The following is a 13,717-nucleotide window of genomic DNA, read 5'->3' on the forward strand; positions in this document are numbered from 1 at the left end:
ACACATCCTGACTGCCGCGCGGCAGCACCCTCCCCCGCAGGCCCGTGCGGGGAACATGTCTGCCATGCACAGCGACAGGGCCCACCTGGTCATACCGGCACTCCGTCTAAGCCCAGCCCCCACGACGGAAGCGTGCCGCCATGACCATCCCCCGCTCCGACGGCCGCACGTGTGCCGACCTCGCGACGCGCTGGCTGCGCCGTCGCCTCGGCCGGGCCGTCGCACTCGCGTATCTCGCCGCCGTGCTGCTGCCCGGTCCGGGCGGGTGGCTGCGCCACCCGCATACCCCTCGCCCTCAGCGCCCGCCCGGACCGCCCTGCCCCGCTTCGTCCTGAGGACCCGCATCGCCCCGGCGGCCGTCCGACTCGTTTCGGCCGTCCGCCTGGTGTACTCCTGCGGCCCGTACCGGGAGCAGCAGGGTGAACGTGGTCGGCGCGCGGTTCGCCAGGGAGAGCCGGCCCCCGAGGGAGACAGCGAGGTCGCGGGCGAGCGCGAGGCCGATGCCCGTGCCCGCCCCGCCCTCGGTGTGCCCGCGCTCGAACAGCCGCGCGGAGTCACCGTCTGTCGTGCCCTCGTCGGCGATGTCCAGGGCGAGGGCGTCGTCGAGGTCGCGGACCGTGACGCGCACGGTGCCGTGTCCGTGGACGCGGGCGTTGTCGAGCAGCACGCCGAGGATCTCGGTGACGGGCCCGCCCGGGACGCGTACGTCGTCCGGCACCTCGCCCGTATCGCACTCCAGGCGTCTGCCCTCGCGGGCGAACAGCCCGTGCCACCGCTCCTCGGTCTCCCGCAGCAGCCCCGTGACCGGCCGGTCCGGCGCGACCGGCTGAGGCAGCCCCGCGGAGCCGGACAGCCGGAGGACCTCCTCCACTGTGTCGTGCAGCCTGCGGGTGGCGTCCAGGGCCTCCTCCAGCACGGGACGGGTGTCGTCGTGTTCGAGCCCGGCTTCCAGGGTGAGCTGGAGGCCGGTCAGCGGGGTGCGCAGCTGGTGGGAGGCGTTGGCGGTGAAGTTGCGTTCGCGGCGCAGGAGTTCGGCCAGGCTGTGCAGCATCTCGTTGTGGGTTCGGGCGACCTGGTCGATCTCGCCGATGGCGCTGGGGGCGGCGCGCGCGCTCAGGTCGCCGCCGGTGACGGCCCGGCAGTGCCGGGAGAGGTCCTCCAGCGGAGCGGCAAGCGCCCGCGCCTGCCGGCGGGCGACGAGGACGGCCACGGTCAGGGCCAGCACGGCCGCGCCGAGCAGGAGCGCCCAGCCTACGAGGATGCGGTCGCGCACGTCCTGGGCGGCGGAGGAGACGCGGACGACGCCGATGACCCGCTCGTCGTGGGAGACGGGGACGGCGGCGACGAGTTCACCGCCCCCTGCCGACCGGGTCACCGTGCCGGTCAGCGCGCGGCGGGCCGTGTCGTCGCCGGTCCGGGGGCCGCTGCCCGCGCGCAGCCGCAACTGCGGGTCGTACAGGCCAAGGCGCCCGCCGTCCGGAGGCGGCGGCAGCTCCACCGGGTCACCGGTCGCGTAGTCCGGACTCACCCGGACGGCGCCGGCCAGGGCCGCCCGCTCCAGGGCGTCCCGCTGGTCCGCGTACAGGGAGGACCTGATGGCGAGGGCCAGGGGGACTGCGAGGAGGACCAGGGCGACCAGGACGGCGGTGAGAGCCACCCGTACCACGCGCTGTCTCATGCCCCCATGATGCGGGCCGCCGCCTGCCCGTACGGGACCCGCCGCACGCTTTTGCCGTCGTCTAACCCTCGCCGTGCGGGGCGTTAACCGGCCGCCTTCTAGCGTCGGTGCCATGACCGCCCGTCCGGCACACGACCGCCCGGCCGGATCGGCAGAGAGTTCCCCAGGCGTCTTCCAGGAGGGCAGCAACGATGGCACGTGTACGTACCTTCGGCGTCGTCGGGCTCGTGCTCGCCGCGGCGGTGACCGCCGGGTGTTCCGGGGGCACCTCCGGCTCCGGACCCAGCTCCAGTTCACGTTCCGGTCCTGCTTCCACCGCTGCTTCCACGGGTGGCTCCAGCGGTGGCTCGGACAGCAGTCCGGCGCCCACCGAGTCCAATCCGCCCGGCGACATCCCCGACAACCAGGCATTCGTCGCCTACCAGCCGTCCGGCGGTGCGTTCACCGCGTTCACGGTGAAGGTGCCCGAGGGCTGGGCCCGTACCAGCCAGGGCAGCACCACGGTCTTCACGGACAAACTCAACCGCGTCCAGATCTCCGCCGCTGCCGCCTCGAACGCGCCCACCACCGGCTCGGTCGCCAATGAGGTCGTGCCCCAACTGCGCGGCCACGTCTCGAAGTTCGCCAGTCCGAAGGTGTCCACGGTGACCAGGAAGGCCGGTACGGCCGTGCTGCTGACGTACCAGGGCGACTCCGCCAGGGATCCGGTCACCGGCAAGGTCGTGCGTGACGCGTTCGAGCGGTACGCCTTCTACCGGCAGGGCCACGAGGTGGATCTCACCCTGTCCGGCCCGGTGAATGCCGACAACGTGGACCCGTGGCGCATCGTCAGTGACTCCTTCGCCTGGAAGTGAGGGTGAACACCATGCTGGTCCCACCGTCCGACGAGGCCCTCACCGCGCGGGAGCTGTACCGCTTCTTCCGGGCCGGTGAGGAGGAGACGCTCGCGCTGCGGGGGGTGTCCCTGCGGGTGCGGCGCGGTGAGACGGTCGCGGTGGTCGGGCCGTCCGGAGCCGGCAAATCCACCCTGCTGTCCTGCCTGGCCGGACTCGACGAACCCTCGGGCGGTGAGGTCCACGTCGACGGCGTACGCATCAGCCACCGGCCGGAGCCCGAACGGGCCCGGCTGCGCGCCCGCCACATCGGCGTCCTGCTGCAGAGCCGCAACCTCGTCACCCACCTCAGCGTGCGCGACAACGTCCGCCTGGCGCACAGCGCCGTGCGTGGCCGGCCCTCCGTATCCGTAGGAGACCTGCTGTCCGAGGTGGGGCTCGCGGGGCGGGCACACGCGCTGCCCCGGCAGCTGTCGGGCGGCGAGCTGGCGCGTGCCGGGCTGGCCGTCGCGCTGGCCAATTCCCCGGCTGTCCTGCTGGCGGACGAGCCGACCGGCGAACTCGACGGCAGCACCGAGCGCCTGATCCTGCAGATGCTGCGCGACCGTGCCGCTCTGGGCTGCGCGGTGCTGATCGTCACCCACAGCGCCGCAGCCGTCCGGATCGCCGACCGGGTGATCGCTCTGGACGACGGCAGGGCCCGCGAGGCCACCACGTCCCAGGCCCGCACACACCAACAGGAGGCCCACGATGTCGCCCCGTGATGACGCGATACCGGCCGACAAGCCCGTGACGTCGGTGGACGAGGCGCTCGTGGACTGCCGCAACGCGGCTCTCACCTTCGGCCGGGGCGCGACCGCCGTGGTGGCGGTGCACGGGGCGAACCTGCGAGTGCGGGCCGCGGACCGGCTCGCCGTCGTCGGCCCGTCCGGGTCGGGCAAATCGTCTCTGCTGCATCTGCTGGCCGGGCTCGAACAGCCCACCAGCGGCACCGTCACCTGGCCCGCCCTGGACGGCCCGGGCGGCATCGGGATCGTCTTCCAGGGCGAGAGCCTGATCCCCGCCCTCGACGTGGTCGAGAACACCGCGCTGCCGCTGGTCCTGGCCGGAGTGCCGGCCGCCGAGGCGCAGCGGTCGGCCGCCGAGGCCCTCGCCCTGGTGGACGCCGCCGATCTGGCCGAGCGGCTGCCTGAGGAGATCTCCGGCGGGCAGGCACAGCGCGTCGCCGCCGCCCGCGTCCTGGCCCAGGCCCCCCGGCTGATCCTCGCCGACGAACCCACCGGCCGGCTCGACCACACCACCGGCGGGCACGTCCTGGACGCCCTGCTGGCCGCGGCCGACCAGACAGGTGCGGCCCTCGTCGTCACCACCCACGACCCGGCCATCGCCGCGCGACTCACCACCCGGCTGGCCATGCGCGAAGGCCGGCTGCTCACCGAGGCCGAACCGCAGGAGGCGTCATGAACACCGCATGGGCCGCCGGACTGGCCCGCCACCGCGCCGGACGACTCCTGGCCGCCCTGGCCGGCATCGCCCTGGCCGTCGCCCTCGTCGCCGCGCTCGGTTCGTTCCTCACCGCGTCCAAGGCGACCATGACGCAGCGCGCCGTGCGCTCCGTCGCCGTGGACTGGCAGGTCGAGGTGCAGCCCGGCGCCGACCAGCAGGCGATGCTGTCCCTGGTGCGGAAGGCCCCCGGCACCCACCACGCCGTCCCGGTCGGCTTCGCCCACAGCTCCGCGTTCACGGCCCAGGTCCAGGGCAGCACACAGACCACCGGCCCCGGCATGGTCCTCGGCCTCCCCGACGGCTACCCAAAGCTGTTCCCCGGCGGGATCCGCCCGCTCACCGGCAGCCTCGACGGCGTGCTGCTGGCCCAGCAGACCGCCTCCAACCTGCACGTCGCCCCCGGCGACACCGTCGGCATCCGGCTCCCCGGAACTGCCGTACGCCAGGTCCGCGTGGCCGGCGTCGTCGACCTCCCGCAGGCCGACTCCCTCTTCCAGAAGGTCGGTGCCCCGGCCCAGTCCCAGCCCACCGCGCCGCCCGACAACGTCGTCCTGCTCCCCTCCGCCACCTTCACCTCGCTGACCGCCCAGGCGCCCGCCGCAGGCGTCAGCACGCAAATCCATGCCGCACGCGACGCCAGGCTGCCCTCCGACCCCGCCTCCGCCTTCAACACCGTGACCCGCGGTGCCCACAACCTGGAGGCCCGCGCCTCGGGCGCGGCGATCGTCGGGAACAACCTGGGTGCCGCTCTCGACTCCGCCCGTCAGGACGCCCTCTACGCACAGATCCTCTTCCTGTTCCTCGGTGTGCCCGGCGCACTTCTGGCCGCCGCGCTGACCGCCGCGGTTGCCGCAGCCGGTGGCGAACGGCGCCGCCAGGAGCAGGCGTTGCTGCGGCTGCGCGGACTGCGACCGGGCCGGATCGCCACCCTGTCCGGCATCGAGGCCGCGCTGGTCGGGGCCGGCGGCGGCGTCGCCGGACTCGGTATCGCCGCCCTGATGGGCCGTCTCGCCTTCGGATCGGCCTCGTTCGGGACGAGCGCGGGCTCCTGGATCCTCTGGTACGCCCTTGCCTTCGTGCTCGGTACCGCCGTGGCCGCGGGCGCCGTTCTCATCCCCGCACTGCGCGACCTGCACGGTGTGACGGTCACCGACACACGCAGGGCCGGGCGCCGTACAGGCTCCGCATGGTGGATGCGCTACGGCATGGACTTCGCCCTGCTGATCGGCTCCTGGCTCATCTTCCGCGCCTCGTCCGGCAACCAGTACGCCCTCGTCCTCGCCCCGGAGGGCGTGTCCAGCATCTCCGTGTCGTACTGGGCCTTCCTGGGTCCGGCCCTGCTGTGGATCGGCGCCGCGCTGCTGCTGTGGCGGCTCACGCTCCTCGCGCTCACCCACGGCCGAGCCGTGCTGGCCCGGCTCTCGCGCCCACTCGCCAAGAACCTGGCAGGGACGACGGCCGCCGTCCTCTCCCGCCGCAGGCGGCCGCTGGCCCGCTCGGTGGTGCTGCTGGCGCTCGCGGTGTCTTTCGCGATCTCCACGGCGACCTTCAACGCCACGTACAAGCAGCAGGCCGAGGTCGACGCGCGGCTCACCAACGGCGCCGACGTCACGGTGACCGAGCCGCCCGGAGTACGGACGCCGCCCAGCGCCGCCGCTTCCCTCAAGGTCTCCGGCGTACGTCATGTCGAGCCGCTCCAGCACCGGTTCGCCTATGTCGGATCCGACCTCCAGGACCTCTACGGCGTACGCCCGGACACGATCGCCTCTGCCACTTCCCTCCAAAACGCGTACTTCTCCGGAGGCACCGCCGGCACCCTCATGCGCAAGCTCGCGAAGCAGCCTGACGCGCTGCTGGTCAGCGCGGAGACCGTCACCGACTTCCAGCTCTCACCCGGCGACACGGTCAACCTGCGCATCCAGGACGCCCGCACCAAGGCGCTGCGCACCGTGCCCTTCCACTACGTGGGCGTCGCCAAGGAGTTCCCGACCGCGCCGAAGGACAGCTTCTTCGTCGCCAACGCCTCCTACGTCGCCCAGGCCACCGGCAGCGACGCGGTCGGCGCCTTCCTCCTGGACACCGGCGGCACCCACCAAAAGCAGATCGCCGCCCACCTGCGCCGGCAGCTCGGCACCACTGCCACCGTCACCGACCTCACCCAGACCCGCGGCACCGTCGGAACCAGCCTGACTGCCGTCGACCTGGCGGGACTCACCCGGATCGAGCTGGCCTTCGCGGTGCTCCTGGCCGCCGGGGCCGGCGGACTGGTCCTCGCGCTCGGCCTCGCCGAACGCCGCCGTACCTTCGCCATCGCCACCGTGCTCGGCGCGACGCGACGGCATCTGCGCGGGATGGTCCTCACCGAGGCGATCCTGCTGACCGCGGGCGGTCTGGCCGGTGGCGCGCTCATCGGCTGGGCCCTCTCCGAGATGCTCGTCAAAGTCCTGACAGGCGTGTTCGACCCGCCGCCCGCCGCCCTCGCTGTCCCGGGCGCCTATCTGGCGATCACCGCGTTCGCCGCGACCGCGGCCGTACTGGCCGCCGCGCTGAACGGGGTACGCCGCGCCGCCCGACCCGCCGTCGAAGAACTCCGGGATCTGTGAACGCCCCGCCCGGCTCTACGCTGCCCAGCATGCGAACGCCCGCCGCACCGGACCGTAGCCGCTATCGCGTCCTCGTCGTCGAGGACGACGACACCATCGGCCGCCATCTGGAAACGGGGCTGCGCAGCAACGGCTACACCCCGACGTGGAGCCGGACAGGTACGGGCGCCCTCACCGAGTCCGCGCAGACCCCGTACGACGTGCTGCTCCTGGACCTGGGACTGCCCGACATGGACGGCCTCGACATCGCCCGCACCCTGCGCGCCCGCCTCCCCGACCTGCTGATCATCATCCTCACCGCCCGCACGGACGACATCGACGTCATCGCCGGACTCGACGCCGGAGCCGACGACTACCTGGTCAAACCCTTCAGCCTGACCGTGCTGCTCGCCCGGCTCCGTGCCCATCTGCGCCGCCGGGCCATCGCCGCCCCGCCGCAGCAGCCGATCCGGCTCGGCGACCTCGTCCTCAATGTCACGGCCCGCCGGTGCACACTCCACGACCGTGAAGTCGAGCTCCGCCCCAAGGAGTTCGAGCTGCTCGCCGTGCTCGCCCGGCACGCCGGAGAGGCCGTGTCCCGCGAGGTGCTGATGGCTGAGGTCTGGGACGAGAACTGGTTCGGCTCCACCAAGACCCTCGACGTCACCATGGCCGGCCTGCGCCGCCGCCTGGCCGACGCTGCCGACGCGTCCCCGATCCCTGCGGCGCTACCGCGGATCTCCACCCTGCGCGGGCACGGTTACCGCCTTGAGCCCCACACGGCGCCGCCCGTCTGAGGCCGACGCCAGCGGCAGCGACAGTGGCCTGACCATCACCCGGAGAGTCACCCGCGCCACGGCGGAGTGAACCGGGGAAATCACACCGCCACGAGCCGGACCCGATCGCCGCAGAGTTTGGTCATGTCGTCGATATCGGAAGTCAGCATGACCACGGGGCGGTGCTGTCGCAGCGCGGCCTCGGCGACGGCCGCACCGATCGCGTACTTGTGTCCGTGCAACCCGGCATTCATCAGCAGCTTCGAGGCCGCCCGCGCCTCCTCGTCACCGACCGGGACGACCCGCAGCCCGGAAAGAACCCAGTTCAGGCGGGACTTGTTCGTACGAGCGTGGACCGCTTCGATGATGGTGAGCGCACAGATCACGACCTCCATGCCGCGCGAGCGCGCCTCAGCGATGAGAGCCACCACCTGCTCGTCGTCGGCGAGCAGCTTCGACAGTCCCTCGCTGTCGAGGACCAGCGTCCCCTCGTGACTCAGCCTGCGGCGGGCCACTCGGCCTCCTCGGCGAACACCTCGTCGAAGACCTGCCGCGCCCGCTGACGAGCCGGCTCGGAAACCGGCCCCTTGCGGCTCTCGTAGTCCGCCAGGTACTCGTCCAGGACCTGCCCGCGCAGCTCACGCTCGACCGCCTCGGCGATGAACGCAGAGAACTCCCGCTTGCCCACCCGCGCCCGGATCGCCTCCGCGGTCCCCTCCGGCAGCGACAGGCTCACCCGCGTCGCCGGCCCTTCCCCGATGCTGTACGTCGTCTCAGCCATACCCCGAGTGTGTCAAACGAGTAGGAAAAGCGCCACGGATCGAACCTGCACGGGCCCCGGAGTCGTGAAGAAGTCGTGCAGATGGAGCCCACCCGCCCGCCTGTGGCACCGGGAGATCGCTGCCCGAAACCCAGCACGGGCTCCTCATCCCATCCCAGCACGGGAAAAAACAAAGGGCCCGACTCCGAAGAGTCGGACCCTCTCTGACCTGGGCGTTTGCCAGATCAGCGACGTGGTGATAGGTCGGCGGCTACACGTTGAAGCGGAACTCCACCACGTCCCCGTCCTGCATCACATACTCCTTGCCCTCCATGCGCGCCTTGCCGGCCGCGCGGGCGTCGGCCACCGAGCCCGTGTCGACCAGGTCCGCGAAGGAGATGACCTCGGCCTTGATGAAGCCCTTCTGGAAGTCCGTGTGGATCACGCCGGCCGCCTCGGGGGCCGTCGCGCCCTGGGGGATCGTCCAGGCGCGGGACTCCTTGGGGCCTGCCGTGAGGTACGTCTGGAGGCCGAGGGTGCGGAAGCCGACGTGGGCGAGGGTGGCGAGGCCGGGCTCTTCCTGGCCTACCGACTGGAGGAGTTCGAGGGCCTCGTCGTCGTCCAGCTCGGCGAGGTCCGCCTCCAGCTTGGCGTTGAGGAAGATCGCCTCGCCGGGGGCGACCAGGGCGCGCTGCTCGGCCTTGAAGTCGTCGTCCGTCAGCTCGTCCTCGTCCACGTTGAAGACGTAGAGGAAGGGCTTGGTCGTGAGGAGGTGCAGGTCGTGCAGGAGTTCCTCGTTGCCGGAGCCCTGGACGATGCCCGCCGAGAAGAGCGTGTCGCCGCGCTCCAGGATCGCCTGGGCCTCCTCCACCGCCTTCACCTTCGGGGCGATGTCCTTCTTGATCCGCGACTCCTTCTGGAGGCGGGGCAGGACCTTCTCGATGGTCTGGAGGTCGGCGAGGATCAGCTCGGTGTTGATCGTGTCGATGTCGTTCTTCGGGGACACCTTGCCGTCTACGTGGACGACGTTCTCGTCCTTGAAGGCGCGGATGACCTGGCAGATCGCGTCCGACTCGCGGATGTTCGCGAGGAACTTGTTGCCCAGGCCCTCGCCCTCGCTCGCGCCGCGCACGATGCCCGCGATGTCGACGAAGTCGACCGTCGCCGGGAGGACCTTCTGCGAGCCGAAGATCTCGGCGAGCTGGGTGAGGCGGGGGTCGGGGACGCCCACCACGCCTACGTTCGGCTCGATCGTGGCGAACGGGTAGTTGGCCGCAAGCACGTCGTTCTTGGTCAGGGCGTTGAACAGGGTCGACTTGCCGACATTGGGCAGGCCGACGATTCCGATCGTGAGCGACACGTTGCGACTTCCCGTACGTGAGGTCTGAGGGTGGACGGCCCGGAGGGCCGGAGCGACCTTGGGGGCGATCCCCCAGTCTACGGCGTGCCCGCCCGGCCCTCGTCGGCGTACCGCTCGCGTATCGAACGCTTGGCCAAGGTCGGCCAAAGCGCGTGTCCCAGGCCGGATTATCAGTATGGGTCGACCTAGGTTGGTCCGGTGGAGCAACACAGGACGCGTCCCCCTCAGCATCCGGCCCGGCCGCGACGCACCGCGCCCCTGCCCCCGCAGGGCAGGCCCGCCGAATCGTCGGCGGTCTACCGCGCCGCGTCCCGCCCCCGCCGTCCCGCCCCGCCTTTCGTACGCAAACTGCGCGCGCTGCCGCTCTATCGCTTCTATCGCTCGCTGCGCCGGATGCCCAACCCGCGTCTTACCGGGCTCGGGTCCGGGCTCTTCTGCGCCGCGACGATGTTCCTGCTTGCCTTTCTGCTGTGGCTGTTCTTCGGTGGTTCCAACGGCGCTCTGGTCGCGTACGGGGTGCTCTTCGTGCCCGTGAGCGCGCTGACCGCGCTGTGGGTGCGGCCGGTCGATCTGGTGACCGCGCCGGTCGGGGTGCCGCTCGCCTTCGTGGCCGGGCTGCTGCCGGTCTCGGAGGGCAGCGGCGGCTTCGGCGGGCACTTCATGGGGCTGATCACCGCGCTCGCGCTGCACGCGGGCTGGTTGTACGGGGGGACGCTGGTCGCCGGGATCGTCGTGATCGTCCGGCGGATCCGGTTCCTGGGGCAGCGGCGGCGGGCTCGCGCTGCCGCCGCCGCTGCCGGGCCGCGGGCGCGGGCGCCTCGGCGGCGGATGCCCGCCACGTAATCCCTACGGGTCCAGGGCCTGTCCGACGGGTCCTAGGCCTCGCCGGCCGCCGCCATCGCCGCGCCCACGATGCCCGCGTTGTTCTGCAGCTGCGCCGGGACCAGTTCGGCCCGGATGCCCTTGATCAGGGGCAGGAACTTCTCGGCCTTGCGGCTCACACCGCCGCCGATGATGACGAGCTCCGGCGAGAACAGCATCTCCACGTGCACCAGATACTTCTGGACCCGGCGCGCCCAGTGCTCCCAGCTCAGGTTCTCGTCCTCCTTGGCCTTGGACGAGGCGCGCTTCTCCGCGTCGTGGCCGTGGAGTTCGAGGTGGCCGAGCTCCGTGTTCGGGACCAGGCGGCCGCCGGTGAAGAGAGCGCTGCCGATGCCGGTGCCGAACGTGAGCAGCAGGACCGTGCCCTTGTGGCCGCGGCCCGCGCCGAAGTGCATCTCGGCGACGCCCGCCGCGTCCGCGTCGTTCAGGACGGTGACGGGGACGCCGCCGAGCCGGTCGGATGCCAGGGCCTGGATGTCCGTACCGATCCAGCTCTTGTCGACGTTGGCCGCCGTGCGCGCCGTGCCGTCGGTGATCACGCCGGGGAAGGTGGCGCCGACCGGGCCCTTCCAGGCGAAGTGCTCGACGACCTCGCGCACCTTGTCGGCCACGCCGTCGGGCGTGGCCGGATGCGGGGTCAGGACCTTGTGCCGCTCTTGTGCCAGGTCTCCGCGGTCCAGGTCAACGGGAGCGCCCTTGATCCCGGATCCGCCGATGTCCACACCGAAGATCTGCATGAGGCACACGTTACGGCCAGACGCCGGACGTCACTCCTCGAAGAGGGCAGTCGATACGCGCCGTCGTACTCCCCGTCGCACTCCCCGTCGCACTCCTCGAAGAGGGCGGGCGGCATCCGGCCCGCGCGTCAGCTCTCCGAGAGCGCGGCCGCCTCCGCGCGCAGGTCGCGGCGCAGCTCCTTGGGCAGCGAGAAGGTGATGGACTCGTCGGCCGTCTTCACCGTCTCCACGTCGCCGTAGCCCCGCTCGGCGAGCCACTCGATGACGCCGTCCACCAGGATGTCCGGAACGGAGGCGCCGGAGGTCAGGCCGACCGTGGTCACGCCCTCCAGCCAGGCCTCGTCGCACTCGCCGGCGTTGTCCACCAGGTACGAGGCGGGGGCGCCCGCGTCCAGGGCGACCTCGACCATGCGGACCGAGTTCGAGGAGTTCCTGGAGCCGACGACGATGACGAGCTCGGCGTCCTCGGCGAGCTTCTTCACCGCGATCTGGCGGTTCTGCGTGGCGTAGCAGATGTCGTCGCTCGGCGGCGAGATCAGGCCGGGGAACTTCGTCTTCAGGGCGCTGACCGTCTCCATCGTCTCGTCGACGGAGAGCGTGGTCTGGGAGAGCCAGACGACCTTGTCCGGGTCGCGGACCTCGACGTTCGCGACGTCCTCGGGGCCGTCGACCAGCGTGATGTGGTCGGGCGCCTCACCGGACGTGCCGATGACCTCCTCGTGGCCCTCGTGGCCGATCAGGAGGATGTCGAAGTCGTCCTTGGCGAACCGGACCGCTTCCTTGTGGACCTTCGTGACCAGGGGGCACGTCGCGTCGATGGTGGCGAGCCTGCGCTGGGCGGCTTCGTCGTGGACGGTCGGCGCGACGCCGTGCGCGGAGAACATGACGATGGAGCCCTCGGGGACCTCCTCCGTCCGCTCGACGAAGATCACGCCCTTCTTCTCCAGGGTCTGCACCACGTACTTGTTGTGCACGATCTCGTGGCGGACATAGATCGGGGCCCCGTACTGCTCGAGGGCTTTCTCGGCGGCGATCACGGCACGGTCCACACCCGCGCAGTAGCCGCGGGGGGCGGCGAGCAGTACTCGGCGGGCAGGAGTCGAAGCAGTCATACGCACCATCGTAAGGCCGAGCCCAGCGCGTCAAAGATCGGCTTCTTGGGGAGACTGGGGGTCCGCGTTCACATACGGAGGCGAGATGTCCGGTAATTCAGACGGCGTGGTCGGTACGCGTACGGACACCGCCGCCGAAGGGGACGGGCTGCGGCGCAGCCTCGGCTTCCGGGATCTCGTCGTCTACGGACTGCTGTTCATCGCCCCCATGGCGCCGGTCGGTGTCTTCGGGACGCTCGACGCCAAGTCGCACGGGGCCGTCGCCCTTGTCTACGTCGTCGCCACCATCGCCATGGCGTTCACCGCTTTCAGCTACGCCCAGATGGTGCAGGTGGTCCCCCAGGCGGGCTCCGTCTTCGCGTACGCGCGCGCGGGGCTCGGGGACGGGCCCGGGTTCATCGCCGGGTGGATGGCGATGCTGGATTACTTGTTGATCCCGGCGGTTGCTTATCTCTTCTCCGGGATCGCGATGGAGGCGCTGGTGCCTTCGGTGTCCCGGTGGGTGTGGACGGCGATCGCGGTCCTGGTGACGACCGCGCTGAACCTGTGGGGGGTGCGGGCGGCGGCGCGGGTGGGGTTCCTCGTGCTCGCGATGGAGATCGTGGTGCTGCTCGTCTTCATCGTGTCGGCGATCGTCGTGCTGGCACAGGACGGGGCGGAGCGGGACTGGCTTTCGCCGCTGACCGGGGACGGCTCGCAGGGGGCGTTCGCGCTGTCGGCGGTGGTGGGGGCCGTGTCGGTGGCGGTCCTGTCCTATCTGGGCTTCGACGCGATCGCCTCGTTCGCGGAGGAGGTGACGGGGGGCTCGGCGAAGGTGGCGCGGGCGGTGCTGTTCTGTCTGGCGCTCGCGGGGGTGCTGTTCATCGCCCAGACCTATCTGGTGGCGCTCCTGGAGCCGCTGTCGTCCGCGGAGCTCGCGGCGGAGCCGGGCAAACAGGGATCTGCTTTCTACGATGCCGTCGACTCGGCGGTGGGTGACTGGCTGCACGACACGGTGGCCGTCAGCAAGGCGATCGGCGCGGCGTTCGCCGCGCTCGCGGGGCAGGCGGCGGCGGGGCGGCTGCTGTTCGCCATGGCGCGGGACCGGCGGCTGCCGAGGGCGCTGTCGCGGACGGATTCCGGTACGCCGCGGGTCGCGCTGCTGTGTGCGGCCGTGGTGACGATGGTCGCCGCCGTGTGGGCGGCGCGGCGGGACGACGGGATGGACCACCTGGTGTCGGTGGTCGACATCGGGGCGCTGACGGCGTTCGTGCTGTTGCACGCGAGCGTGGTGGGGTGGTTCGTGGTGCGGCGGCGTGGGGGTGCGGTGAGTGTGAGTTGGTGGCGGCATGTACTGATTCCTGTGCTGGGGGTGGCGATCACCGTGGCGGTGATCGTCGAGGCTGCGGGGTCGGCGCAGGTGGTGGGGCTGATCTGGTTCGCGGTGGGTGTTGCGGTGCTGGTCCTGCAGGGGGCTCGGCGGGGGGAGTCCTGAAGGCCGCTGCGCGGGGC

14 protein-coding genes are annotated in these 13,717 nt (G+C 71.5%); 8 read left to right on the top strand and 6 right to left on the bottom strand.

The annotated features are described in order from the left end of the window. The first annotated feature begins 140 nt into the window (after nt 1–140). Nucleotides 141–335 (top strand): hypothetical protein, encoded by a 195-nt coding sequence (locus E2651_RS18985; protein ID WP_348541651.1) that lies wholly within the window; start codon nt 141–143, stop codon nt 333–335. On the opposite strand, the gene E2651_RS18990 is transcribed toward E2651_RS18985, so the two are convergent. Further along, nucleotides 296–1,678 carry a HAMP domain-containing sensor histidine kinase gene (locus tag E2651_RS18990; protein ID WP_135332362.1) on the bottom strand — a complete coding sequence of 461 codons (1,383 nt, stop codon included), beginning with the start codon at nt 1,676–1,678 and terminating at the stop codon, nt 296–298. The two genes, E2651_RS18985 and E2651_RS18990, sit on opposite strands and share 40 nt — an antisense overlap. A 191-nt stretch (nt 1,679–1,869) precedes the next feature. On the opposite strand from E2651_RS18990, the gene E2651_RS18995 reads away from it, so the two are divergent. From E2651_RS18995 to E2651_RS19015, 5 genes are read left to right on the top strand one after another with little or no spacing between them, the layout of a single operon-like run. Beyond that, a complete protein-coding gene (locus tag E2651_RS18995) occupies nt 1,870–2,532 on the top strand; it encodes a hypothetical protein (protein WP_135332363.1) in 663 nt (220 codons plus the stop codon). Between the two features lie 11 nt (nt 2,533–2,543). Then, a complete protein-coding gene (locus E2651_RS19000; protein ID WP_135332364.1) occupies nt 2,544–3,275 on the top strand; it encodes an ABC transporter ATP-binding protein in 732 nt (243 codons plus the stop codon). Continuing rightward, on the top strand, nt 3,262–3,975 hold the full coding sequence (locus tag E2651_RS19005) for an ATP-binding cassette domain-containing protein (protein WP_135332365.1): 714 nt from the start codon (nt 3,262–3,264) through the stop codon (nt 3,973–3,975). Before E2651_RS19000 ends, E2651_RS19005 begins: the two co-directional genes overlap by 14 nt. Then, complete coding sequence (locus E2651_RS19010; RefSeq protein WP_135332366.1) at nt 3,972–6,620, top strand: FtsX-like permease family protein; 2,649 nt, start codon at nt 3,972–3,974, stop codon at nt 6,618–6,620. Before E2651_RS19005 ends, E2651_RS19010 begins: the two co-directional genes overlap by 4 nt. A gap of 29 nt (nt 6,621–6,649) precedes the next feature. Continuing rightward, the gene (locus E2651_RS19015) at nt 6,650–7,396 is read left to right on the top strand and encodes a response regulator transcription factor (protein WP_167828832.1); all 747 of its coding nucleotides are present in this window, start codon (nt 6,650–6,652) and stop codon (nt 7,394–7,396) included. Nucleotides 7,397–7,476: 80 nt separating this feature from the next. Here E2651_RS19015 and E2651_RS19020 read toward each other — a convergent pair whose 3' ends face one another. The 3 genes from E2651_RS19020 to ychF form a co-directional block, all read right to left on the bottom strand. Then, nucleotides 7,477–7,890, bottom strand: coding sequence for a DNA-binding protein (locus E2651_RS19020; protein WP_135332368.1), 414 nt, complete (start codon nt 7,888–7,890; stop codon nt 7,477–7,479). Next, entirely contained in the window at nt 7,872–8,156 is a 285-nt protein-coding gene (locus E2651_RS19025) for a hypothetical protein (protein ID WP_006138089.1), read from the bottom strand. Before E2651_RS19025 ends, E2651_RS19020 begins: the two co-directional genes overlap by 19 nt. A 250-nt stretch (nt 8,157–8,406) precedes the next feature. Further along, nucleotides 8,407–9,495 carry a redox-regulated ATPase YchF gene (ychF, locus tag E2651_RS19030; RefSeq protein WP_135332369.1) on the bottom strand — a complete coding sequence of 363 codons (1,089 nt, stop codon included), beginning with the start codon at nt 9,493–9,495 and terminating at the stop codon, nt 8,407–8,409. A 198-nt stretch (nt 9,496–9,693) separates the two neighbouring features. On the opposite strand from ychF, the gene E2651_RS19035 reads away from it, so the two are divergent. Further along, entirely contained in the window at nt 9,694–10,338 is a 645-nt protein-coding gene (locus tag E2651_RS19035) for a DUF6542 domain-containing protein (RefSeq protein WP_135332370.1), read from the top strand. 32 nt (nt 10,339–10,370) lie between these two features. Here E2651_RS19035 and ppgK read toward each other — a convergent pair whose 3' ends face one another. Both ppgK and E2651_RS19045 read right to left on the bottom strand, forming a co-directional pair. Next, nucleotides 10,371–11,114 carry a polyphosphate--glucose phosphotransferase gene (ppgK, locus tag E2651_RS19040; RefSeq protein ID WP_135332371.1) on the bottom strand — a complete coding sequence of 248 codons (744 nt, stop codon included), beginning with the start codon at nt 11,112–11,114 and terminating at the stop codon, nt 10,371–10,373. Nucleotides 11,115–11,242: 128 nt separating this feature from the next. Continuing rightward, nucleotides 11,243–12,235 (bottom strand): 4-hydroxy-3-methylbut-2-enyl diphosphate reductase, encoded by a 993-nt coding sequence (locus E2651_RS19045; RefSeq protein WP_135332372.1) that lies wholly within the window; start codon nt 12,233–12,235, stop codon nt 11,243–11,245. Nucleotides 12,236–12,311: 76 nt separating this feature from the next. On the opposite strand from E2651_RS19045, the gene E2651_RS19050 reads away from it, so the two are divergent. Beyond that, nucleotides 12,312–13,700: an APC family permease gene (locus E2651_RS19050; protein ID WP_135332373.1), complete on the top strand. Its 1,389-nt coding sequence runs from the start codon at nt 12,312–12,314 to the stop codon at nt 13,698–13,700. Nucleotides 13,701–13,717 lie beyond the last annotated feature (17 nt).

It is taken from the genome of Streptomyces sp. MZ04, from assembly GCF_004684775.1.
Classification (GTDB): Bacteria; Actinomycetota; Actinomycetes; order Streptomycetales; family Streptomycetaceae; genus Streptomyces.

Coding starts and splice junctions, on each gene's coding strand:
- E2651_RS18985 (WP_348541651.1), top strand. CDS start 141: ATGACCATCCCCCGCTCCGACGGCCGCACGTGTGCCGACCTCGCGACG.
- E2651_RS18990 (WP_135332362.1), bottom strand. CDS start 1,678: ATGAGACAGCGCGTGGTACGGGTGGCTCTCACCGCCGTCCTGGTCGCC.
- E2651_RS18995 (WP_135332363.1), top strand. CDS start 1,870: ATGGCACGTGTACGTACCTTCGGCGTCGTCGGGCTCGTGCTCGCCGCG.
- E2651_RS19000 (WP_135332364.1), top strand. CDS start 2,544: ATGCTGGTCCCACCGTCCGACGAGGCCCTCACCGCGCGGGAGCTGTAC.
- E2651_RS19005 (WP_135332365.1), top strand. CDS start 3,262: ATGTCGCCCCGTGATGACGCGATACCGGCCGACAAGCCCGTGACGTCG.
- E2651_RS19010 (WP_135332366.1), top strand. CDS start 3,972: ATGAACACCGCATGGGCCGCCGGACTGGCCCGCCACCGCGCCGGACGA.
- E2651_RS19015 (WP_167828832.1), top strand. CDS start 6,650: ATGCGAACGCCCGCCGCACCGGACCGTAGCCGCTATCGCGTCCTCGTC.
- E2651_RS19025 (WP_006138089.1), bottom strand. CDS start 8,156: ATGGCTGAGACGACGTACAGCATCGGGGAAGGGCCGGCGACGCGGGTG.
- ppgK (WP_135332371.1), bottom strand. CDS start 11,114: ATGCAGATCTTCGGTGTGGACATCGGCGGATCCGGGATCAAGGGCGCT.
- E2651_RS19045 (WP_135332372.1), bottom strand. CDS start 12,235: ATGGTGCGTATGACTGCTTCGACTCCTGCCCGCCGAGTACTGCTCGCC.
- E2651_RS19050 (WP_135332373.1), top strand. CDS start 12,312: ATGTCCGGTAATTCAGACGGCGTGGTCGGTACGCGTACGGACACCGCC.